General features: G+C 48.7%; 20 protein-coding genes. 12 read left to right on the top strand and 8 right to left on the bottom strand.

The features are described from left to right. Positions 1 to 132: 132 nt before the first annotated feature. The 8 genes from NFR55_RS08660 to rpoB form a co-directional block, all read right to left on the bottom strand. Positions 133 to 777, bottom strand: coding sequence for a hypothetical protein (locus tag NFR55_RS08660; protein ID WP_251548346.1), 645 nt, complete (start codon positions 775 to 777; stop codon positions 133 to 135). Between the two features lie 196 nt (positions 778 to 973). After that, positions 974 to 1774, bottom strand: a complete 801-nt coding sequence (gene rsmI, locus NFR55_RS08655; RefSeq protein WP_251548344.1) for a 16S rRNA (cytidine(1402)-2'-O)-methyltransferase — start codon at positions 1772 to 1774, stop codon at positions 974 to 976. Between the two features lie 12 nt (positions 1775 to 1786). Then, positions 1787 to 1936 carry a hypothetical protein gene (locus NFR55_RS08650; protein ID WP_251548342.1) on the bottom strand — a complete coding sequence of 50 codons (150 nt, stop codon included), beginning with the start codon at positions 1934 to 1936 and terminating at the stop codon, positions 1787 to 1789. 89 nt (positions 1937 to 2025) lie between these two features. Next, positions 2026 to 2676, bottom strand: coding sequence for a tRNA1(Val) (adenine(37)-N6)-methyltransferase (locus tag NFR55_RS08645; protein WP_251548340.1), 651 nt, complete (start codon positions 2674 to 2676; stop codon positions 2026 to 2028). A gap of 3 nt (positions 2677 to 2679) precedes the next feature. Then, on the bottom strand, positions 2680 to 4200 hold the full coding sequence (gene tilS / locus NFR55_RS08640; protein WP_251548338.1) for a tRNA lysidine(34) synthetase TilS: 1521 nt from the start codon (positions 4198 to 4200) through the stop codon (positions 2680 to 2682). 5 nt (positions 4201 to 4205) lie between these two features. After that, a complete protein-coding gene (locus tag NFR55_RS08635; protein WP_251548336.1) occupies positions 4206 to 4361 on the bottom strand; it encodes a hypothetical protein in 156 nt (51 codons plus the stop codon). Between the two features lie 22 nt (positions 4362 to 4383). Continuing rightward, positions 4384 to 7962, bottom strand: coding sequence for a DNA-directed RNA polymerase subunit beta' (gene rpoC, locus NFR55_RS08630; protein WP_251548334.1), 3579 nt, complete (start codon positions 7960 to 7962; stop codon positions 4384 to 4386). 21 nt (positions 7963 to 7983) lie between these two features. After that, positions 7984 to 11913, bottom strand: a complete 3930-nt coding sequence (gene rpoB / locus NFR55_RS08625; protein ID WP_251548332.1) for a DNA-directed RNA polymerase subunit beta — start codon at positions 11911 to 11913, stop codon at positions 7984 to 7986. A gap of 423 nt (positions 11914 to 12336) precedes the next feature. Here rpoB and NFR55_RS08620 point away from each other — a divergent pair, with 423 nt between their 5' ends. The 12 genes from NFR55_RS08620 (at position 12337) to NFR55_RS08565 (ending at position 22638) form a co-directional block, all read left to right on the top strand. Further along, entirely contained in the window at positions 12337 to 12615 is a 279-nt protein-coding gene (locus tag NFR55_RS08620; RefSeq protein WP_251548330.1) for a hypothetical protein, read from the top strand. A 12-nt stretch (positions 12616 to 12627) separates the two neighbouring features. Continuing rightward, complete coding sequence (locus NFR55_RS08615; protein WP_251548328.1) at positions 12628 to 12858, top strand: hypothetical protein; 231 nt, start codon at positions 12628 to 12630, stop codon at positions 12856 to 12858. A gap of 220 nt (positions 12859 to 13078) precedes the next feature. Beyond that, positions 13079 to 14245, top strand: coding sequence for a Rep family protein (locus NFR55_RS08610; RefSeq protein WP_251548326.1), 1167 nt, complete (start codon positions 13079 to 13081; stop codon positions 14243 to 14245). A gap of 332 nt (positions 14246 to 14577) precedes the next feature. Beyond that, entirely contained in the window at positions 14578 to 14877 is a 300-nt protein-coding gene (locus tag NFR55_RS08605) for a hypothetical protein (RefSeq protein WP_251548324.1), read from the top strand. A 954-nt stretch (positions 14878 to 15831) separates the two neighbouring features. Continuing rightward, the gene (locus NFR55_RS08600; protein WP_251548322.1) at positions 15832 to 16542 is read left to right on the top strand and encodes an InlB B-repeat-containing protein; all 711 of its coding nucleotides are present in this window, start codon (positions 15832 to 15834) and stop codon (positions 16540 to 16542) included. Positions 16543 to 16554: 12 nt separating this feature from the next. After that, positions 16555 to 17097, top strand: a complete 543-nt coding sequence (locus NFR55_RS08595; protein WP_251548319.1) for a hypothetical protein — start codon at positions 16555 to 16557, stop codon at positions 17095 to 17097. A 12-nt stretch (positions 17098 to 17109) separates the two neighbouring features. Further along, complete coding sequence (locus NFR55_RS08590) at positions 17110 to 19164, top strand: hypothetical protein (RefSeq protein WP_251548317.1); 2055 nt, start codon at positions 17110 to 17112, stop codon at positions 19162 to 19164. Positions 19165 to 19166: 2 nt separating this feature from the next. Next, complete coding sequence (locus NFR55_RS08585) at positions 19167 to 19394, top strand: hypothetical protein (protein WP_251548315.1); 228 nt, start codon at positions 19167 to 19169, stop codon at positions 19392 to 19394. Positions 19395 to 19397: 3 nt separating this feature from the next. Beyond that, the gene (locus NFR55_RS08580) at positions 19398 to 19754 is read left to right on the top strand and encodes a hypothetical protein (RefSeq protein ID WP_251548313.1); all 357 of its coding nucleotides are present in this window, start codon (positions 19398 to 19400) and stop codon (positions 19752 to 19754) included. 128 nt (positions 19755 to 19882) lie between these two features. Then, complete coding sequence (locus NFR55_RS08575) at positions 19883 to 20053, top strand: hypothetical protein (protein ID WP_251548311.1); 171 nt, start codon at positions 19883 to 19885, stop codon at positions 20051 to 20053. Positions 20054 to 20141: 88 nt separating this feature from the next. Next, positions 20142 to 22364: a hypothetical protein gene (locus NFR55_RS08570; RefSeq protein WP_251548309.1), complete on the top strand. Its 2223-nt coding sequence runs from the start codon at positions 20142 to 20144 to the stop codon at positions 22362 to 22364. Then, positions 22348 to 22638: a hypothetical protein gene (locus NFR55_RS08565; RefSeq protein WP_251548307.1), complete on the top strand. Its 291-nt coding sequence runs from the start codon at positions 22348 to 22350 to the stop codon at positions 22636 to 22638. Before NFR55_RS08570 ends, NFR55_RS08565 begins: the two co-directional genes overlap by 17 nt. The last annotated feature ends 112 nt before the right edge of the window (positions 22639 to 22750 follow it).

Below are 22750 nucleotides of genomic sequence, written 5' to 3'. Positions count from 1 at the left end.
GGGCCCCCGCCGCCCTTTTGCCCCGCTTTTGGGGCGCCTCCAAAAGCGGGAATTTCCCTGCTTTCTAAAGCAGCAGATTGGGCTGCTCGCATGGCTCGCTCGCAATGACATGAAATGTAAAAATATGGAAATTCAATTATCGCACAGCACGGTTTTTCTGCCGCTCAAAGCGCATAAAGCAAGGCTTTCTTTGCGTTTATCGCGAGAAAAGCGCATGCGGCAGTAGCGGCGCGACATGGACTTTGTTTTGCCTTCCGTAACCGAGCCGTCGGCGGTTACAGCCATTACGCGTGCCGATTTGGGGATAAATCGGTAATCGGAAACGGCAACGCGCACGCAACCGTAGCCGCGGCTTGCGCGTTTAACGAGCAGTCGCATTTTTCTGCGAGTGCGGCGGCTGTAGGCTATGCCGTCGAGGTTAAGGCGCACCTCTTCGGTGTCTTCGTCCACAACCGAAGCAAGGAGCACGAAGCGAAACACAAGCCGCGAAAGCGACGACATTTTACGTTCGAGCGAAACCTGTGCGCCCACGCGCCGCAAAAGTTCTTTGGCTTGTTTTGCCGAAAGCGGGAGTTGCGTTTTGAGTGCGCGGGCATAGGCGAGGTATTCCCCCACTCGCATATCGCCGTAAGGAATATCGCCGAGCACAAAGCACACTTTGCCGCCGAACTTGAAATCGGCGAGAACGTCGCAGTTATCGGCGGTTGCCGTTTCCGGACCGTGCTCGCGAAAAAGTCTTCTCTTATTGCGCACGTTTCCTATATAATAAGTAACCAAAGCAAAAATCCTCCCGTTTGGGTTTTCGGAAGGATTATTGACGTTTGCGCGTTTATTTATACTACAAAGAATATTTTCTCATGTAAGAGATTGCCGCGCTCGCGTTGCTCGCTCGCAATGACGTATATATTAGTTCCTTATGCAGGGGATTGCCGCGCTCGCGTTGCTCGCTCGCAATGACAGTGAAATCGGCGGCTTATAACTCTATCGCTTCCCTGTATATCTCGTTTTTGGCAACGCCGCGGTCGGAGGCAACCTTTTTTATCGCATCTTTCTTTTCCATGCCCTGCCGCATGTAGGTAAGCACGTGTTCGCGCACGGAAAGATTATTGAGCGCACACTCCGCCTTTTTGCCCTCTATTACGAGAACGTATTCGCCTTTTTGCGTAAACTCGGGAATTTCGCCGAGAGTGAAACGCACGCACTCCTCGAACTTTTTGCTTATTTCGCGCACAAGGGCGGCTTTGCGACTGCCGAATGCTTTATAAAACGCTTCCGACTCGCGCTCGAACGAATGGGGCGAAACGTAAAACGCAATTGTGCCCTCGAAGTTTATAAAGCCGCGCAAATACTCTTCGCGAGCCGAATTTTTTTCGGGCAAAAAGCCGCCGAAAGCCAAACTCCGCAAATCGAATCCCGAGAGCACCGCCGCCGACACGAACGCGCACGCGCTTCCCACGAGCGTATACGGCAGGTTTTCTTCTATTACCCGCCCTAAGAGCACCGCGCCGGGGTCGGAAATGCACGGAGTGCCCGCGTCGGTTATGAGCGCGATTTCCTCGCCCGCTTTAAGTCGCTCGATAATTTCTTCGCACTTGCTCTTTTCGTTGAACTTTTGATACGAAATCATGGGCGCGGTAACGCCGTATTCGGCGCAAAGTATAGCCGAATGCCGCGTGTCTTCAGCCAAAATCAGCGACGCGCTTTTGAGCGTTTCCACCGCGCGAACGGTGATATCTTTTAAGTTTCCTATGGGGGTGCAAACGAGATACAACATGGTGTTCCTTTCTCATGTATGGGATTGCCACGCGGCTTTGCCGCTCGCAATGACGGGCAATCCGTAAGGGATTGCCACGGGCACTATGTGCCCTCGCAATGACGGGCTAACCGTTTTACTGTCATTGCGAGCGAGCAACGCGAGCGCGGCAATCTCAGGCATGGAGCATGTACAAATACTATTTTTCCTCATGTATGGGATTGCCACGTCGGGCTACGCCCTCCTCGCAATGACATTGTTATTCATGGCTTTCAGTATATGCCGACGGTGCGTTCGGGCAGTACTACGATTGCCTCTTTGCCGTCGCGCATGCACTCGAGCATGAATAAATGCGGCGGCTTGTTTTGCGCGGGGCGCAATATTTGTAACTTTTTGGGTTCGAGCCTGTGGGATTTGAGCGTTGCCATAACCTCGGCAAGGCGGGTAATGTGGTGAATGAGATAGAATTTGCCGCCCGTAGAGAGCAGTCTTGCCGCGCACGCCGCAACCTCGGCAAACGTAACTTTTTCTTCGAAGCAGGCAATGCGCTCGCTCTCCGTGCCGCGCGGCGCACCGCTCCCCGCCTTACTGTACGGCGGATTGCACACAACCGCGTCGAAATGCCCGGTAAACTCCTGCATGGGCACGTTCGCTATTTCTATGTTTAACCCGTTTATGCGCGAGTTTTCTCTCAAAAGTTCGCAACAAGCCGACTGAATTTCCACCGCCGTAACGCGGCAACCGTATTTGCCGGCGAGCAACACCGATATTATACCAGTGCCCGCGCCGAGGTCGCACACTCTCGCACCCGCGGGCGGCGCGGCAAAGTTGGCGAGTTCCACTCCGTCAGTGCCGAACAAAAACAAGTCGGTATCCTGTATGAAACGCAGTCCGTGCGTTTGCAAGTCTTCTTCTCTGCGCATGGCTTACCCCCGCTTTACCGAAATGCGGTAAACGCTTTTGCTCTCGGCGGTAACTTTGAGTTTGTCGCTCACCTGCACGCCCGCTATCGCCATTACCTCGCCGCCCGAACATAAAAGAGCAAGTCCGTTGCGAAGTCGGAGCGGAATTTTCTCGTCTATGAGATATTCTTTGAGTTTGCGCCTTCCCCCGCCGAACGGGGTGAATACGTCGCCCGCGCGGCGATTGCGCCACACGCAATTATCGGGGAGTTTGTCGGAGTCGAAGTATAGTGTTCGCATGAAGGGGATTGCTTCGTCGCTTCGCTCCTCGCAATGACGGGATAACACGGCAGGGATTGCTTCGTCGCTTCGCTCCTCGCAATGACAAGGTAACACAGAGGGCTCGCAATGACAATGGGCTAAGCGCAGGGGATTGCCACGCTCGTATACTCGCTCGCAATGACGGTTGGCGCCCCGCGTCATTGCGAGCGGCGCAACCGCGCGGCAATCTCCCGCATGAGGAACTTTTTCCACCGTAATTTCAGTGTTGCCCACCCGAAAAGACGCGCTCATATCGGGCAAAACGAAAGGCGTTTGCGCAATTTCGCTCTCTCCGCTTTTATAGTAAAACGTAACTTTGCCGTACTCTCGCGCCGCCGTAATTCCGCCCCCTATATCCGCGCGGGCGCAATCCTTTTGCGCGGCGAGCCTTTGCACCGAGTCTACGGCGGTGTAGTAAATGTCGGCGTTTTTTCCGAGCAAGGCAAGCGCGCTAAATATATACGGCGCGGAAAGATAGTTTTCGCCGAGCGAAACGCTCCCGTCGGGATTTGCGGTTATCGCGCTTTGCTCCATACCGCGCGTAATAATTTCGTCCGCCTCGGCGGCAAAACCTGCGGCGCGGCATATTGCGCGTTCCGCGCAGGGAAATCTTTGCTCTATGCGCGGGAGTATCTCGTGCCGTATGTAGTTGCGGCAGTACGATGTGTCGGCGTTGGTTTCGTCTACCACGAAAGGAACATTTTTCGCCTTAACGTAATTTTGTATTTCCTGTTTTTCGGTGGAGAGAAAGGGGCGGAATATGCCGCCCGAAAGAGTCTTCATGCCGCCGAGCCCTTTAAGACCCGTGCCGCGGAACAGGTGCATAAGCACGGTTTCGGCGTTGTCGCGGGCGTGGTGCGCCGTTGCAACCATATCCGCTTTGTCCTCGCTCAATACGCTCTCGAAAAACTCTTTTCGCGCAAAGTGCGCCTCGCTCTCCGTCCCTCTGCCCGACTCTCGGCACAGCGCGGGAATATCCGCAACTTTTTTTATCAGCTTAACGCCGTTGTCCGCGCAAAACTTTTCCACAAACGCGCTGTCGGCGGCGGAGCACGGGCGTATGCAATGGTCTACGTTGAGCGCAACGAGCTTCAACTTATCCGCGCGGGCGTACTCCAAAAGGAGCGACAAAAGCGCCATGGAGTCTTCTCCGCCGCTCACCGCCGCCGCCACTCGCTTGCCGAGCGCGTACTTTTCTATAAGTTGTTTTGCGTTTGAAAGCATAGTTCCTATTGTATGAGATTGCCGCGCTCGCGTTGCTCGCTCGCAATGACAATGTAAACGGGTATGAGATTGCCGCGCTCGCGTTGCTCGCTCGCAATGACGGTAATCCGCATGGGATTGCCGCGCATAAAACGGCGATATACCGAAAAGGACAGCCGCATTTGCGACCGCCCTTTATCAGCGCTATCGCGCTACGTTTTCTTCGGCTTCGTCGTTGCCCGAAAGCTCTACGGGGTAAATGTTTTTGTATTTTTTCATGCCCGTGCCTGCGGGAATGAGTTTACCGAGTATTACGTTTTCCTTAAGTCCGATTAACGGGTCGATTTTGTTCTTGATGGCCGCTTCGGTAAGCACGCGAGCCGTTTCTTGGAAGGACGCCGCCGAAAGGAAGCTGTCGGTTGCGAGAGCCGCCTTGGTTATGCCGAGCAGGGTATGTTTTGCCGCGCCCGGGCGTCCGTAGTTTTCGAGAGCCTTTGCGTTGGCTTCTTCGAATACCGAGAGGTCTATAAGCTCGCCCGGCAAAAGGTCTGCGTCGCCGCCGTCTTCAACCTTAACTTTCTTGAGCATTTGGCGAACGATAACCTCTATGTGCTTGTCGTTTATTTGCACGCCTTGGCTGCGGTAAACCGACTGAACCTCTTTGAGAATATATTCCTGAACCTCGCGACGACCTTTGGTGCGCAAAATATCCTGCGGGTAAATAGGTCCTTCGGTGAGCGGGTCGCCCGCCGCAACAACCGCGCCTTTGGTAATGCCCGGTTTGAGTTTGGCGGTGAACGGTATGAGATAGCGGTCCTCTTTGCCCTCGTCGTTCTTTATATATACGTTTCTCGCGCCGTCCTTTTCCTCTATGCGAACCTTTCCGCCGTATTCGGCTATAACGGCAACGCCCTTGGGGTTGCGAGCCTCGAAAAGTTCCTCAACTCGGGGCAAACCGCGGGTAATATCGTCTGCCGACGCTACGCCGCCGGTGTGGAACGTACGCATGGTAAGCTGTGTGCCCGGCTCGCCTATACTTTGCGCGGCTATGATGCCCACTGCCTCGCCGATTTTAACCTTGCTCGAGCCCGCCATATCCTTGCCGTAGCACTTGGCGCAAACTCCGTGTTTGCTCTTGCAGGTGAGTACGGTGCGTATCATTACCGAAGTAATTGCTTTTTCACCCGTCTTGGGATTTGTAAGCGACGCGATTTCTTTGGCTTTGTCTTCGGTTATCATCTCGTTGCAACGGATTATAACCTCTTTGGTGAACGGGTTTACAACGTCTTCCGCCGCAAACCTGCCGTTTAAGCGGTCTTCGAGGCTCTCTATTACCTGGTCGCCTTCCATGATTGCCGCGGTGCGTATGCCCTTGGGCTGTTCGCCGCCGAAGCAGTCATCTTCGCGAACGATAACGTCTTGCGCCACGTCGACGAGCCTGCGGGTGAGATAACCCGAGTCGGCGGTTTTAAGCGCGGTATCGGCAAGACCTTTGCGGCCGCCGTGCGAAGAAATAAAGTATTCGAGTGCGGAAAGTCCTTCGCGGAAAGACGAACGCACCGGAGTTTCGAGCGTTTCGCCCTGCGGGTTGGTCATTAGTCCGCGCATTCCCGAAAGCTGAGCTATCTGCTTCATGCTGCCGCGCGCGCCGGATACCGCCATCATGTTTATTGGATTGAATTCCGAAAGCGTTTTTTGGAGCGCGCTCGTAACCTCGTTGTTCGCCTTGCTCCACTCGCCCACCACGCGCTCGTATTTTTCGCGCTGGGTCATGTGACCCATCTTGTAAAGATTTTCTATCTTTATTACGTTCTCTTCCGCTTTGTCGAGTATGGCTTTCTTTTCTTCGGGTATGTTCATATCGAATACCGAGGTGGTAATCGAGCCTATGGTGGAATACTTAAAGCCGAGAGCTTTCACGTTGTCGAGCACCTTAACCGTTTCGGTCGCGCCCTTGTGCTTAAACGTGGCGTCTACTATCTTTTGGAGCTGACTCTTGCCCACCTTGTAGTTTACCTCGAGGGCAAACAAGCTCTTGCGGTCTTTGGGGTCGCGTACGGTGAGTCCGAGGTCTTGCGGGATAGCTTCGTTGAAGATTATGCGCCCTACGGTGGTTTCGATGCGCTCGTGCTCGGTAACGCCGTTTATCTCTTTGAACATGCGCACCCAAATCTTGCTTTGAAGCTCTATTTCCTTGTTGGCGTAAGCCATCTTCGCTTCGTCTACGTCGGCGAATACTTTGCCTTCGCCCTTCGCGCCCGGCTTGTCTATGGTGAGATAGTAACAGCCTATTACCATATCCTGCGTGGGCGAGCAAACGGGTCTGCCGTCCGAAAGTTTGAGTATGTTGTTGCTCGCAAGCATCAAAAATCTTGCTTCAACCTGCGCTTCCACGCTGAGCGGAACGTGCACTGCCATCTGGTCGCCGTCGAAGTCGGCGTTGAACGCGCCGCATGCGAGCGGGTGGAGTTTTATGGCTCTGCCCTCTACGAGCACGGGCTCGAACGCCTGTATGCCGAGGCGGTGGAGCGTGGGCGCACGGTTCAAAAGCACGGGGTGCTCTTTAATTACGTTTTCGAGTACGCCCCAAACCTCGTTTCCCGCGCGGTCTACTATGCGCTTAGCCGACTTTATGTTGTGCGTTCTGCCCTGTTGCACGAGCTCGCGCATCACAAACGGCTTGAAAAGCTCGAGTGCCATTTCTTTGGGGAGTCCGCACTGATACATCTTAAGTTCGGGTCCTACCACTATAACGCTTCGTCCCGAGTAGTCTACGCGCTTGCCGAGAAGGTTTTGCCTGAAACGACCTTGCTTGCCGCGCAAAAGTCCCGAAAGACTCTTAAGCTCGCGGTTGCCCGCGCCCGATATGGCTTTGCCGCGCCTGCCGTTGTCTATGAGAGCGTCAACCGCTTCTTGGAGCATACGCTTTTCGTTGCGTATGATTATATCGGGAGCGGAAAGGTCCATGAGTTTCTTTAAGCGATTGTTGCGGTTTATTACTCTGCGGTAAAGGTCGTTTAAGTCGCTCGTTGCAAATCTGCCGCCGTCGAGCTGAACCATGGGGCGCAGTTCGGGCGGAAGCACGGGCAACACGTCCATTACCATCCAGGTGGGGCTGTTGCCGCTGCGCACGAAACTGTCGAGAATATCCAACCGCTTTATAGCCTTAACCTTTTTGGGTCCCGTGGATTTGTTTACTATTTCTTTGAGTTTTTCGTATTCGGCTTTTAGGTCTATAGCCGCCAAAAGCTCTTTCACCGCTTCCGCGCCCATTCCCACGCGGAAAGCGTTTTCGCCCCATTTTTCTCTCGCCTCTGCGAGTTTGGCGTCCGAAAGTATCTGCTTATACTCGAGGTCGGTTTCGCCCGGGTCGAGCACCACGAAATGCACGAAATACACTACCTGCTCGAGAGCCTTGGGGGTCATATCGAGGAGCAGCCCTATGCGCGAAGGCACTCCGCGGAAATACCATATGTGAGTTACGGGCGCGGCAAGCTCTATGTGCCCCATGCGCTCGCGGCGCACCTTGCTGCGCGTTACCTCAACGCCGCACTTGTCGCATATCACGCCCTTGTAACGAACGCGCTTATACTTTCCGCAGTGGCATTCCCAGTCCTTGGTAGGTCCGAATATGCGCTCGCAAAACAAGCCGTCTTTTTCGGGTTTTTGCGTGCGGTAGTTGATTGTTTCGGGTTTTGTTACCTCGCCGTGACTCCATTCGCGAATTTTCTCCGGACCGGCGATTGCTATCTGCATCGAATCGAAATTGTTTAATTCAAACATACTCTGTCTTCTCCTCTCACACTACGCCTTTTTGCCTTTCTTGCCCGAGTCCCGCCCGTCTTCGTCGTCGAGGTCGAAATCCTCTCCGAACTCCGCGTCGTCTTCTTCGTCAAGCTCCGCGTTGGCAAACGGGTCGTCGAGGTCGTCGAACGAAAGCTCGTCTTCGTCCGCAAAAAGGTTGCCCACGCTGTCGTCTTCTCCGAGCTCGTCTTCGAACATATCGTCGCCCATAAGGTCGATTTCGTCGTTGAAATTGAGTTCGCCCGCTTCGTAGTGCTTGAAACGTCCTTTCTCTTCGGGCTCGTCGAATTCGTCTTCGATAAGGTCTTTTATGCCTATCTCCACTTTGTCTTCGGTGAGAACTTTCACGTCGAGCGCGAGAGCCTGCAATTCTTTTATGAGCACTTTGAACGACTCGGGAACGCCGGGTTCGGACATGTTGAGCCCTTTCACTATGGACTCGTAGGTTTTCACCCTGCCCACAACGTCGTCGGACTTAACGGTCATTATCTCTTGCAAGATGTTCGCCGCGCCGTAAGCGTAAAGCGCCCAAACCTCCATTTCGCCGAAACGCTGTCCGCCGAACTGCGCCTTGCCGCCGAGCGGCTGTTGCGTTACGAGCGAGTAAGGACCGGTACTGCGGGCGTGTATCTTGTCGTCTACCAAGTGGATGAGCTTTATCATATACATGTAGCCCACGGTAGCGCGGTTTTCGAACGGTTCGCCCGTTCTGCCGTCGTACATCTGTATCTTGCCGTCTACCTTGCCTTCGGGATTTACGAAACCGTTCTCTCCGAGCAAGCGGCTTATGTCGCTCTCGTGCGCTCCGTCGAATACGGGAGTGGCTACTTTCCAGCCGAGAGCTTTGGCTACGAGTCCGAGGTGAACTTCGAGCACCTGACCTATATTCATACGCGAGGGAACGCCCAACGGATTGAGCACTATTTGGAGCGGAGTTCCGTCCGCCATAAACGGCATATCCTCTTCGGGCAATATGCGGGATATAACGCCTTTGTTTCCGTGGCGTCCCGCCATCTTGTCGCCTACGCTTATCTTACGCTTTTGCGCAATGTATACGCGAACGAGCTTGTTCACGCCGGGGCTCATTTCGTCGCGGTTGGCGCGGGTAAACACTTTTACGTCCACCACTATGCCGCCCTCGCCGTGCGGCACTCTCAAAGAGGTGTCGCGCACCTCACGCGCCTTTTCGCCGAATATGGCGCGTAACAAACGCTCCTCGGGAGTGAGTTCGGTTTCGCCCTTGGGCGTTACCTTACCTACCAAAATATCGCCGCTGTCTACCTCCGCGCCTACGCGTATTATACCGTCTTCGTCGAGGTTTTTGAGCGCGTCGTCGCCCACGTTGGGAATATCGCGGGTTATCTCCTCTTCGCCGAGCTTGGTGTCGCGAGCTTCGAGTTCGTGCTCCTCTATATGAATGGAGGTGAACACGTCGTCTTTAACAAGGCGTTCGGAAATGAGGATTGCGTCCTCGTAGTTGTAGCCTTCCCACGCCATGAAGCCTATCAAAATATTTCTGCCGAGCGCGAGTTCGGCGTTTTCGGTGGAGTGACCGTCGGCAAGAACCTGACCTTTGCGCACCTTTTCGCCCTTGCTCACAATGGGTTTTTGGTTTATGCAAGTGCCTTGGTTGGAGCCTACGAATTTTTTGAGCGTGTAGCGAGCAACGCTGCCCGTGCTCTCGAGCACCACTATCTCGTTGGCGTCCACGTAAGAAATTTCGCCGCCCTCGCGAGCAATAACCATTACTCCCGAGTCGTACGCTATTTTGTGCTCTATGCCCGTGCCCACGATGGGAGCTTCGGGTTTGAGAAGAGGCACGGCTTGCCGCTGCATGTTACTGCCCATAAGCGCACGGTTGGTATCGTCGTTTTCAAGGAAGGGTATGAGCGCGGTTGCCACGCTTATCATCTGGCGGGGCGACACGTCTACGTAGTCTATATCGGTGCGGTCAACCTCGGATATATCTTCGCGGTAACGCATGAGCACGCGGTTGTTCACAAAGCAACCGTTTTCGTCGAGCGGTTCGCCCGCCTGCGCCACGCGGTAACGGTCCTCTTCGTCGGCAGGCATGTACTCCACCGTGTCGGTAACTTTGCCGTTTACCACGTTGCCGTCTGCGTCGAGCACCTTTTCCACCTTGCGGTAAGGAGCTTCTATAAAGCCGTACTCGTTAATGCGGGCGTAGCTACTGAGCGAAGATATAAGACCTATGTTCTGACCTTCGGGCGTTTCTATGGGGCACATGCGCGAGTAGTGCGTGTAGTGAACGTCGCGCACCTCGAAACTCGCGCGTTCGCGGTTGAGTCCGCCCGGTCCGAGCGCGGAAAGTTTTCTTTTATGCGTAAGCTCGGCTATCGGGTTGCTTTCGTCCATGAACTGCGAGAGCTGACTCGAGCCGAAGAACTCTTTTATCGCGCTTGCTATGGGGCGTATGTTTATAAGGCTTTGCGGCGAAACCTCGGCTTCGTTCTGTATCTGCATTCTTTCGCGTATAACGCGCTCTAAGCGCGCTATGCCTATGCGGAACTGATTTTGGAGCAGTTCGCCCACGCTGCGCACGCGGCGGTTGCCGAGGTGGTCGATGTTGTCAACGTATCCCACGCCGTAACGAAGTCCTATAAGATAGTTTATGGTTGCAACTACGTCGTCCACCAAAAGGTGCTTTGCCACAAGGCGGTCGGCGTTTTGCTTGATAAGTTCTTTAAGCTCCTCGGCGTTGCCCGCCGCCTCTTCCATGAGCGAGCGGAGCACGGGGTAATAAACTTTTTCGTGTATGCCGAGTTCGTCGGGCGCACAGTCAACGTAGCCCTTGAGGTCTACTTGGCGGTTGCCCATTACGGTGAATTCGCGTTCTTCGCCCGCCACCGCAACGGCAACCTCGTTTATGCCCGCGTTCTGAATGGCTATAGCAACCGGCTCGGTTATCGTTTCGCCCTTGCGAACGTACAGCACGCCGTCGGAGTCGACAACGTCCTGCGCGGATGTCTGCCCCGCAAGACGGGCGGCAAGCGCGAGTTTTTTGTTGTATTTGTATCTGCCTACGCGGCTGAGGTCGTATTTGCGGCGGTCGAAGAACAAGCCCTCGATGTAGCCGCGGATACTGTCTACGTTGGGAACTTCGCCCGGGCGGAGCTTGCGGTTGAGTTCCACAAGTCCTTCGTCGGGAGTTTTGGCAAGGTCTTTATCGAGAGTGCTCGCCATCAAAGGCTCGTTGTGGAAGAGCTTGAGTATCTCCTCGTCCGTAGCCATGGCGTAATCGGGCGCAATCCAACTGCGCTTTTCGTTCTCGCGGAACTTTTGGTCGCCCGTAACCGACGCCAAAGTACGCATGAGCACAGAAGCCTGCACCTTGCGCATGCGGTCTACCTGCACCCAAAGCACGCCCTTGTCGTCTTCGGCGAATTCGAGCCACGCCCCGCGCGACGGTATGTTGGTTGCGTTGTAGTGCGGTGTGCCCGTCTTGTGGTCGGGCGTAAAGTTAAAGTACACGCCGGGCGAGCGCACGAGCTGACTCACCACAACGCGTTCCGCGCCGTTTATTATAAACGAACCGTTGGGAGTCATGAGCGGGAAATCGCCCATGTAAACTTCCTGTTCTATCACCTCGCCCGTTTCGGTCTTAATCTGCCTTACGTTTACCTTGAGGGGCGCGGCGTAAGTCGCGTCGCGCTCTTTGCACTCTTTCTCGTTGTACTTGGGCTTGTCTTCCAGCCTGTGCCCGAGAAAATGCAACTCGATGCGATTGGAAAAATCGGTGATGGGCGAAAAATCCTTGAACACTTCGTCGATACCGTTGCGAAGAAATTCTTCGTAACTCGCCTTTTGCACCTCTATGAGGTAAGGCATATCGATGACTTCATGAATTTGCGCAAAGCTCTTGCGCTCGGTGTTGCCGTATTTCACCGTTTTGATAGTTCTTTCAGCCATTTTTACTCTCCGGTCCGTTTATATTTTTTTGCTTATATACGCGCGTGCGCCCGCGAAGAAACGCAGAGAGCACACCTTTCAGTATACACTTATATTTACGGTATTGTCAAGCAAAACAATGAAAATATTTTTTACAAAATTTTTCTCGTGCAGTTTTATACTTGTAGCGAAAGGTGTACAAGCCTTTAAGCCGTGAGTGTCGGCGTTGTAGGCACTCCCCCTTTGGGCAATACAACGGTTTAAGACACATAAAAAAGCCACAAACGACATAGACGGTGCCCGTAGGTAACGGGATAAAGCACCCAAGAAATGAAGACGTAGTCAATACCAACGAAAAGGCTTTCCGTTAATATTCGTACAATCACGGCGTATAGCCTGTTGTAAATAAATTTATAAGCCGAATAGGCAAAGGAGAGCCAAAATATGGCACAAGAATTAAAACTGTATAAGAAGTTAGTCCCCTATACCGACAAGAAGACCAATGAGGAAAAAACCGCAACGAATTTTTATGTTATGTGCGGTGATAGACTCATTGCAATCGAAGTAACGAATTTCAGTACGCAAACTAAACCCGACAAAGACTATCTTAGCCGCAAGTCGGTAATGTCGGCGTTTGCGGAATTGCTCCCCGAACTGCCCGATAGCGGTAAAAAGAAAACCGCTAAACCACAAGACAGTCCCGCCCCTGCCGCACAGTCTTAACCGAGGTGCAAAATGTTTATCGAAGTAACAAGTAAAGATAAACCGCTGTATCTTCGCGTAGGCGATATAGTAATGGTGGGCGTAGACGATAAACGGGGTACGTTTATCGTTACCGAGAGCATGGACGGCATTACGGTAAAAGAAAGCTACGAAGAAATAAAATCCCGTATAGACGCCGCCGAAAAAGCCATTTTCCCCCACCGTTACAAAACAAGCGAGTTAAAAAATTGCCAAAACGTATAAAACGTATAAAACGACGTAGACACAAAATGTGGATAATTCATAAAAAGTAGCGAAAACGGGCAAAAAACAAGCAAAAGCATATAAAAACATATAAAATAGCGCACCGCTTAGGGCTCGTCCAAGCGGTGCGCCAAAACGTATAAAATGTACAAAAAAACGTATAAAAAGAGGTGGTAAACGTATAAAAAACAATTCTTAATTCACACAAAGGGGTTATGTAATGGTTTTAAGGCAAATGGAAATCGTTACCGACGCGGACAAACTCAAAGTAGACATTCAAGAAACCTGTATGAATTATAAAACCATTAAACAATGGGCGTATATCTTACATGATAAAGACGATACGCGCGACCACTACCATATTTATCTTAATTTCGGCAACAGCAGTTGCGATACGGCTATGGTGGCAAAATGGTTTCAGTTAGGTTATACGGACGAAAAAGGCGTAGAACATAGCGGCGAGCAATTTATAGAACGGTGTAAAGGTCGAAAGACCGATGTATTGCTTTATTTAACGCACGGTAACGACAGTCAAAAGAACAAACATCAGTATTCACCCGACGAAGTAATTGCGAATTTCGATTTTCAAGTGGAAATAGAAAACGCAAAAATTCTCGGAGATTTCGAAAAGTATAGCTACGCCGAGCAAATACGATACGTAAACAGCTTGCCTTTAAGCGAAAAAGCGGCAACGTTTTCAAAACTCGAAAAACTTTGGAAACTGCACTGCCAGTGCCTTGCATTGAAAACGGATAGAAAATTAAACGTAATTTTTATTTGTGGCAAGGGCGGCACGGGCAAAACATACTTTGCAAAAAAATTCTTAAAAGAACAAAAACTCGATTTTTGTATATCCTCTTCCTCAAACGACCCGTTTCAAGATTACATGGGACAAAAAGGAATAATACTCGACGATTTGCGCGACGACGTATTTGACCTTGACGACTTACTGAAAATACTCGACAACGACACTTTAAGTTCGGTTCGTAGCCGTTTCAATAACAAGGTGTTTAACGGTGAAATGATAGTTATTACTTCTCCCGTTCCTCTTGTGTATTGGTATAAAAGCGGCTCGATTGTGCGAAACGGCGTAATGCGCGAACGGCATATTGAGTTTGATACTCTCGACCAGCTTTACAGGCGAATAAATTGTTACGTAGTCGTATCCGAAAAAGAAGTTATTATGTATGACGGCGTTGACAAATTCGGCAAGCCTTTAGGCGAGGGCGTAGTATACGAAAACGAAGTTTACGGCTTAAAAAGCGCACCCAAAGAAAAATTCGACTTTGCGGCGGCGTTTGACAAAATTTGCAAGCGCAGAGAAAAACCGAAACAAATCGATTTAAGCGAATTGGTGGAATTAAAAGACGGTAATCTACCGTTTTAACACTAACGGTGCGCATAAGTTGCGCTTTGTTCCGGGGTTACATACCGGAGTTAAAACAAAAAATCGGACTGACGAGCAACGCTGAAAGGCGGCGAAACGGCGCGGGCTACTTCCCCGCCGTATCCGATATAGGAAAATTATTTACGGGAGGTGATAGAACAATGGCAAAGATAAAACTATAAATATAACCGCCCGATTTAATTCGGACGGTTAAAGCAAATTACCCCTACTTTATATCTTTCATGGGATTTTGCTTGTAGTTACCACAATTGCGTAACTGTCTTGTATAAGACCTTTGAAAGATAAATCCATTATAATACGAGGGCAAAAATATGTCAAGACCTTTTCGCGAGAAAAATAAAGACTTGGTAAAACTTGAAGTAGTTGCGGCGGATAAAGTATGGACGAAAAACAAAAGCGGAAAATCCGTTTTGCGAAAAGATATTGAAATTTTCGGTAGAGTGGATAAAGGTACAAGCGCATTTGTAACTACTACAAATCTTTCGGGCGGCAATCACAAAGTGATAGAAGATACTTGCCGATTACCCAAAAGAGTAAAAAACGATATAGTCAAACTTTTGAAAAGCAATAATCGTAAAGTGGCATATCTTATACGCACAGACAAAAAGTAACAAAGGGGATTTTACATAAAGAGCTTGTACAATCTTTCAAAAATGTTTTTGAGAGGTAAGAAAAAAATGAAAAGAAACGAATTGCAAAGGCACAAGAAAAGCGACAAAATAAAGTGGACTCTCACGGCAATTACATTCGTATTGTTTGCCGTACTGCTTGCTGGCGTATGCTTGCAAGTGTTCGGCAGTGGAAAAGCAAAACCATCTGAGTGGTTCAAAAAAGCGGAGAAGCAAACGGAGCAAACCGAAGCGCCTGTTAAATCAAGTGCAATTCGCGGCGCAATGGCGGCGGCTAAAGAAGAACCTGTTGAACTCTTCAGCAATTGTCATCCGAGGAAAGACTCGTCGGTTTCGATAAATTATGCCTCGTCGTTCAACTCATGGTATTCTTCGGTTCCGGATAAAGAGAATTTCGAATATGTCGTTACTATGAAAATTGATTGTATTCAAAACTCTCCGTTTTGCGACTCTACCGACCCGCCTGCTTTTGTTCTTCGTATTGCCGAAAATAACGGAACCACTTCTATCGGTTTTGGAATAACTCCCGTTTTTTACTATAGTGCTGATACACAATACAAAAACGTTTACCGTGGGTATACGATAGGCTCTTGTTCTAAAAATGTTTATTCCTATGATAGCATTGCCGACGAGCCGCCGTCGATTTGTTTTCCGTTAGAATGTTCTTTTGCTCATTCGGCTCATCGTAATTCCGAGTATACCTCGTTGCCCTCTATACTTTTTAGTTTAACGGCATACGACTTTACCGTATATATTCAAGAGGGCTCTTCTAAAAAATCCGTGTATTCTTGTCCTAAGGGTTCGGAAAACTATAATTCTTACTATAGCTATTGCCAAAACGGTGGGTATTTTCAATTTAATGATTTGGTCAGTTTAGGTTTTGATTATATGGGGGTATTATCTCTTAATTCTCATGCTTATACGTTAGAAGAACATATGTATGTCATTCCGCGTTCTACCGTTACTCTTCCCGAAGACCCCGTAAAAGAGGGGCATACTTTTGCTGGTTGGTATTACGGCACGCAAGCTGAGCATGAAGAAAACTGCCGAGCTTACGACGGTGCCCCCATATACGAAGATACGGAATTGCACGCGCATTTCAATATAAACCGCTATACCGTTACATATGATGTCGCGGGTGGCACTCCTGTAAATTCTATGGTTTTGGACTGGAATACCGTTGCCGAAAAACCTACCGTGTCAAGAACAGGATATAACTTTTTAGGTTGGTATCTTTCGGACGGTACGGAATATTCAAATCAACCCATAAAGGAAGATACGACTCTTATAGCGCATTGGGAAATAAAAACTTTTACGGTCACGTTCTACGTAGGCGAAGAAAAGCACGCCGAATTGACTGTGGATTACGGTACCACTCTCAAAGAACTGACCGAAGAAGCGCAGGCAATGAATTTGCAAGTCATGTCTTTGCGAGCAAGCAACGGTGCGCCTATAAACATAGGCGAAAACGGATTAACTGAAGACGTAGACGTGCAAGCCGAGGTTATGACGGGTGCGGACAAAGTGCAAAACACCATTAAAAATAATTGGCTTACTATTGCGTTATCGGTAGGCGGCGTAATTGTGCTTGTAGTTCTTATTTCGACTTTGTTCTCGCGTAAGAAAAAGAAAGCGTATCGCTATTAAACGAGGTGCGCCATGAAAACGAAAACGATTGTTTCCGTAATCGTATACGGTATCATTATCGTTGCCATATTGGGCGTGATTGCGCTTGTGCTCGCGTTCGTAAACAACGGACAAAAGAACTTTTACGTTCAGTACGGCAACGAGAAAATATCGTATAAGGCGGAAAACGTGGAATTGCCCAAAAACGCCGTTACACTATTCAATTGCAAAAATGTACTCGGCGTAACGGACGAACAAGCGAAAGCAAACAATTTCACCGTGCGTGTTGAGCCGAACCAAAAACTTATAGCCGATTTCGACTTTACCGTAGACGGCAAAACAAAAGGCTTTTACGGCAATTTGGACTTAACGCAAGGCTTGACGATTGCCAAAGGCGAGGGATATTTTTCGGTGTATCTACCCGAAGAATTGACTTTGCACAAACTGTTGCAAGCGTGCTACCCCGATAGCGCGGTAGCGGGTGTACCCGCTATAAACCTATACGAAAAGGACTATTTGAGTATCGTTGTATATTCCGAAGAAGAAAAAGCAACGGTTACAATATGGTTTCATTAAGGCGGTGAGAATATGACGAAAGCAAAACGCAATCTTTTATTGGCGGGAACGGCGATAGCATTATTATTGTGTATCGTCTTTTCCGCTTTCCCCGCCTACCGTTCGGCAACAACGGCGTATGCGTATAACAACGATAACGCTTTTGATAATACCGTGTTGCTCGACGATTTCAAGGACGAAAACGGCGATTGGATAACCGACTTTAATTATTCCGATTACCCTTTTAAGCACCTCGACACGGAAAACAAATTTTTCGTTATGAACTTTATGGAATACTGCTATTCGTACAAAACGAATTTACAAGACAATTACGGGCTATACCTTTATGTCTACAATCCCAACGGCTATGAAATTATAGAAGACAGCGCGGCGAATAAAGTACAAATGGCGGTATCGTGGCGTACCGAAACACAAGACGGTGAAACAGTCACCGTTGCGGACGATTACGAAAAATTCAATCTCAAATACTGTTCAAAATCGGTATACAAGGAAGAGGAAGGCGCACTGTATAAATTCCGTATTATCGACCATGTGAGCGAACATGACGGCAACAGCATTCTTACCCGTGTGAACAAAGACGCGCGGCGGTATGATATTTCGGGCATTGAACTACATATTAAAGGGCAAAGCAACGCCGTTGACAGTACCGTTGGCGGCACGTTCACATTTACTGGCTATATGGCGGGCTACGGTCTTTCGGGCGCGGAAAGTACGCTCGAATGTAAAGTAACGGAATTGGAAACGGTGCGGTTACAAGTAGAAAGCACGGTGTACCGTGATGACGGTAGCGACTTAGGCAAAGACCACCAAAACCAACTTACAAGCGTGTATTTTGCCGTAGACAATTCGGTTATCGAAAAGTACGGCGATTGGAAAAACGAAACGCTCGGCTTGCAAAAGATAAAAGCCGAATGGTGGGAATACAAAACGCAACCTATTATTGTTACCTCGGATAGCGATATGGTGACGGCACTTACCCCATATATCGGTAAAGACATTAGCACGTTGCCCGATTACGAGAACGGACACTCTAAAAGTGTGGGTTATCGTTTGGGCACAAATCAAGTTATAAGCGGTAGCGGGCAGTACACAAATATTGCGTATGATTGGTCGTTTAATTGTGGTCGCACACAATCGTCGGTACAAGGCGTTTTCCCCGGTGAAACGTGTACGTTTCTTCCCTACCTCATACAAACGCCCGACGGTATCGCCGCAAACGATTATACCGTATCAAGTTCCGACTTAACAAAGTATATGCTTAACTACGATAAAAGCGCAATCGGCGGCTATATCCAAACACCAAGTAAAACGCTTAGCGCGGACTTATTCCGTGATACCGTAGACGAGGGGCGCACGCGCGGGTATAACTGTGTGGATATAGATGCGGGCGATAAGTTCAATTTGCTGTCATACAATAATAGCCACGGATTTTGGGATAAGGTAAGCGACTATGGTTTTTGGAATACGGTATTCAAAAAGCACCCGACGAACAGCGATAGAAAGAATGTGTCCCCTATTCACCCCGTAACCGACAGCGATTTGAGTTTAAGCGGCGATACGCTTGCAAATGCGTTGCTTATAGATAAAGCAGACGAAAGCAAATTCAAAGACTATTGCCAAAAGAATGCAAAGTTAAAGAAAACAACTTTCTTGTTTCGATTTGCGGCAACCGACTATTATTCAAGCAAAATAACGGCGGATATAAACGGGGGCGCATGGATAAAAGACAAATCGTATATGGCATATGAAACGGTATTCCTCGATTTCGATATTCTGCAACTCACATTCAATAAAGAGGGCAAATTCACCGTTTTGCCCGTTGTGTCCCACCCTATAGATATTATAGGGGCAATTCGCCCGCCGTTGGATTTCGGCAACGTGGGGTGCGGAAAAATGCTTTCGTGGGTATTCTTCGCCATACTCATTGTGTTGCTTATTATAGTTGCATTTCCTATTCTTCCGCATATCTTATCGGGCATATTGTGGCTTATAAAATTACCGTTTAAGGCTATTGCGGCTTTGTTCCGCTCAATTAAAAAAACATTTACAAAAAAGGACGGTACATAATTATGAGTAAAAAAGAAAAACAAAAAGAAAAAAAGCCGCCCATTCGCGAAAGGTGGAATAAGTATACTGCCGAAATAAAAGCCGCTTACAATGCGGGTTATAAAGACGGTTATAACGCCTTTGAGAAAATAGCCGACACTCGCAGCGCGCGGTTCGCCGTAAAGCGCGGGTTCGGCGCGGGCGTAAAAGCTCACAAGAAAGTTAACAAGTACCAAAACAAAGCGAGGTGACAAATGTCAAGAAGAAAGCGGTACATAAAAGGTAAAATTTATATAACAAACGACAAAGTGCTTGTTGGCGGTAAAGGCAAAAAGCGTAGAGTTGTTTCTATGGGTAATGATAAAAATAATATGGCTGTAAGGCGTATTTCCTCATTGTATGATAAAAACGGCAATAAAAAGCAAAATCTGATACCCATAGAAAAATATCCCGATATATCAAAACCGAGCGGAGTTGAGGTCAAAACCTTTCGTAAAACGGTAAGTGGCAAGCCAATACAAGAAAAGTATTTGAGTAAAACCAAAACGCGATTGAACAAGTGGGATATGAAAAAAGTCGGCACAAAAAGTAGACCAAAAAATAAAGGGTAACAATTGTTACCCTTTAACGTGGATAGACTTCAAATGTCTGGTCGGAAGATACCCGACGCCACTGTTGTTATAATATCACACATTACGGAAAAAGTCAACAAAAATCTTATAAGGACGGATAGTCGAAAATGTTAAAAACACAAACGTCGTTCAGTCCGCTTGAGTGCGGACTGTGCAAAGAAAACGAATGCATGTATAAAGAATGTTACGAAAGCCTGTATAATACGGGCAAAAAAATAATGGTTGCTAATTGCAAGCGAATGCGCGAAGAAAAACGCAAAGGACGGATAGACTTATGAAAAAGAAATTAAAACACATTTTAATGCTTTTGCTCGGTCTATGCGTTATAGCTGTAGTCGGGTACTTTGTATTTACAGGGTGCAACGTATGACCGAAAAGAAAAAGTTTAACTACCGTCATATAATTTGCATTGCCGCAACAATCGGCTGTGCGGCTTGCGTGTTCGCGTTCCCGTCCGCTCTCATTCGCGTAATAGAGGGCGGTCGGGACTTCGGCAAATCGGTAGCATACTATTTTTGTGAAATGTTCGGCATAGAACACAATATTGTCCCCACCGTAAATAACTTGCCGCAATCGCCCTCGCACGGTTTCCCCGCTCTGCCCGACTCGTTCGACGGGTTCAAAAGCAAGTGGACTGCGTATTGGCGGCTATGGGCAAGCGGCGAAAACGTTATTGCATATTTTGCGGCAATCGGCAACATTGTTTCCATACTATGCAAAATTGTAGTAATAGCATTGCCTATTGTGTTCGCGCTGTGGTTCGCTTTCAAGCGGTATCTCAAACACGAAAACAACGACTACAACCGCGATAGCAAGCCGCTTCGCATATATAAAAAATTTGTTTCGAGCGTGTGTTCCCCTATCCAAAACTTTTTGGTTTCGCTGTTCGACTTTATCCGCGCACACAAAGGGTATTACATATCGTGGCTGTGCATGTGGCTGTTGTATTTCAATGCGTATACTATCGTATTGGAATTTTTGGCTTTCTATCTTTATTTCATTGTTTCGTTCGATATTTCTGCCGTTTACCGTCAAGTATACAAGTTGTTTTCGGACTTGTGGGCAGCAATAGATTTTATCCCGATTTGGGTATGGTCAATACTCGGCATTTGGCTGTTCGACCGTTTCCGCAAAAAGATTGCGTATGCCCGACTGCACCACATGGAAATGCGCAACCGAGGATTTGTGAACGCCCGCCCCGTTGTTTTTATGATAAACGGCACTATGGGCACGGGCAAGACTACTTCGAGCGTAGATATGGGCTTAAGTCAAACCGTAATGTTCCGAGATAAAGCGTTTGAAAAATTGCTCGAAAACGACCTCAAGTTTCCGTACTTTCCGTGGATAAATTTAGAGAACGAATTGCGCCGCGCAATGGAAAACCACGATGTATATAATCTTGCCACGTGTAAAGAGTTTGTGCGGCTATTACGGCATTGGAATGCACAGTGCTATAATTTGTCCGAAACGGATATAAAAGCCGTGCGGCGGCATTTGCGGCGGCGATACGGCGTGCGCGTAACAAACATGTCGTTGCAATGTTTCGATTACGATAAAAAAAGATACGGCACAAAGTATCATGACCATTTGCAAATAACCGACTTGTGGCAGGTTCTCGAGATATACTCGCAACTCTATTTTGTGTACGTTATAGAGTCTTCGCTCCTGCTCGCAAATTTCTCGGTGCGCGTTGACGATTTGCTTTCCGACCTCGGCAATTTTCCTATGTGGAATAGCGACTTTTTCCACCGCGACAGTAGGCTTATAGACTCATACAGTAGGCATGCCCACATTCTCGACTTTGACAGCTTGCGACTCGGTAAGCGCGTTATAGCGAACAACCGCAACGCCGACGGGTTCGAGTTCGGCGTAATACTTATAACCGAGGTCGGCAAAGAGCGCGGCAATAATTTGGAGAACAAAGGCAAAAAGACCGTAACGGCTGAAACCAATCAAAATAACGACGGCTTTAATAAATGGCTCAAAATGATACGCCACAGCGCGACAATAGACAACTACCCATTTGTAAAGGTGATTACCGACGAACAACGCCCCGAGAGTTGGGGCGCCGACGCTCGCGACTTATGCGAACTTGTTTACATACGCGAAAAGAGCGACACGCGCCTTGCCATGCCTTTCTTCTCTCTCGGCGAGCTTTTGTTCGGGTGGCTGTACCCTAAGTTCGCGGGGCTGTATTCTCAATACCGTTATGTGCGTTCCGACAATACTTTGCCCATGTACTTACTAAAAGCGATAACGGCGAAAATGCACGGATATTATTCGGGCATATATAACCGCTTTGGCTACAACGTTCTTAAGGTTCAAGTAGAGAGCGGAACGCAAGACGGCGAGCGTTCGGAAAACAAGTATTTTATAATGCACAAAAAGATTTACAGTAAACGCTTTTCTACCGACTGCTTTGCCGATTTCTTCACGCAAAAGGCGTTGCGCTCCCCTACGGGCATAAACGACTTGCCCGAATACGCCGCCGAAAAAGCTACGTTCGAAGAACTACGAATGCAAAACAGTTACTTTATTCACGATTTAACTAACAGTATGCGAGGTAAACATAATGAAAAAGAAAAATAAAAGTAATAAGCCCCATAAAAAGGAAACTTTCCCGCATTTTCGGTGGTATCGCAAATCTAAGCACCCCGCTCTTATTACTGGCGAGCATTCCGAAGACGAATACGATTACCGAAAGGTAACGCATGACAGTAAAGACGGACGGCATAGTAACGATAAATTAGAACCAAATCCTAATCCGAAAGACGATAAACCCATGTATATAGTTAGGCGTAAACGACATGATAAGAAAAAATATTTCGGCAAACGCTTAGCGTGGAAATATCCGAAAAAATGAAATAAAAAAAGTAGCGTCCCACGGGCTAAGCAAAACCGCCCATTCATTAACACTTGAGTGTCACGCTACTTGTATACAGTATACGGCAATTAAATGAAAATGTCAAGAGAAA

Origin of the sequence: Pumilibacter intestinalis, assembly GCF_943193005.1 — a bacterium.
Taxonomy (GTDB): Bacteria; Bacillota; Clostridia; order Christensenellales; family Pumilibacteraceae; genus Pumilibacter; species Pumilibacter intestinalis.
This window is presented reverse-complemented; position numbering and strand designations above follow the sequence as displayed.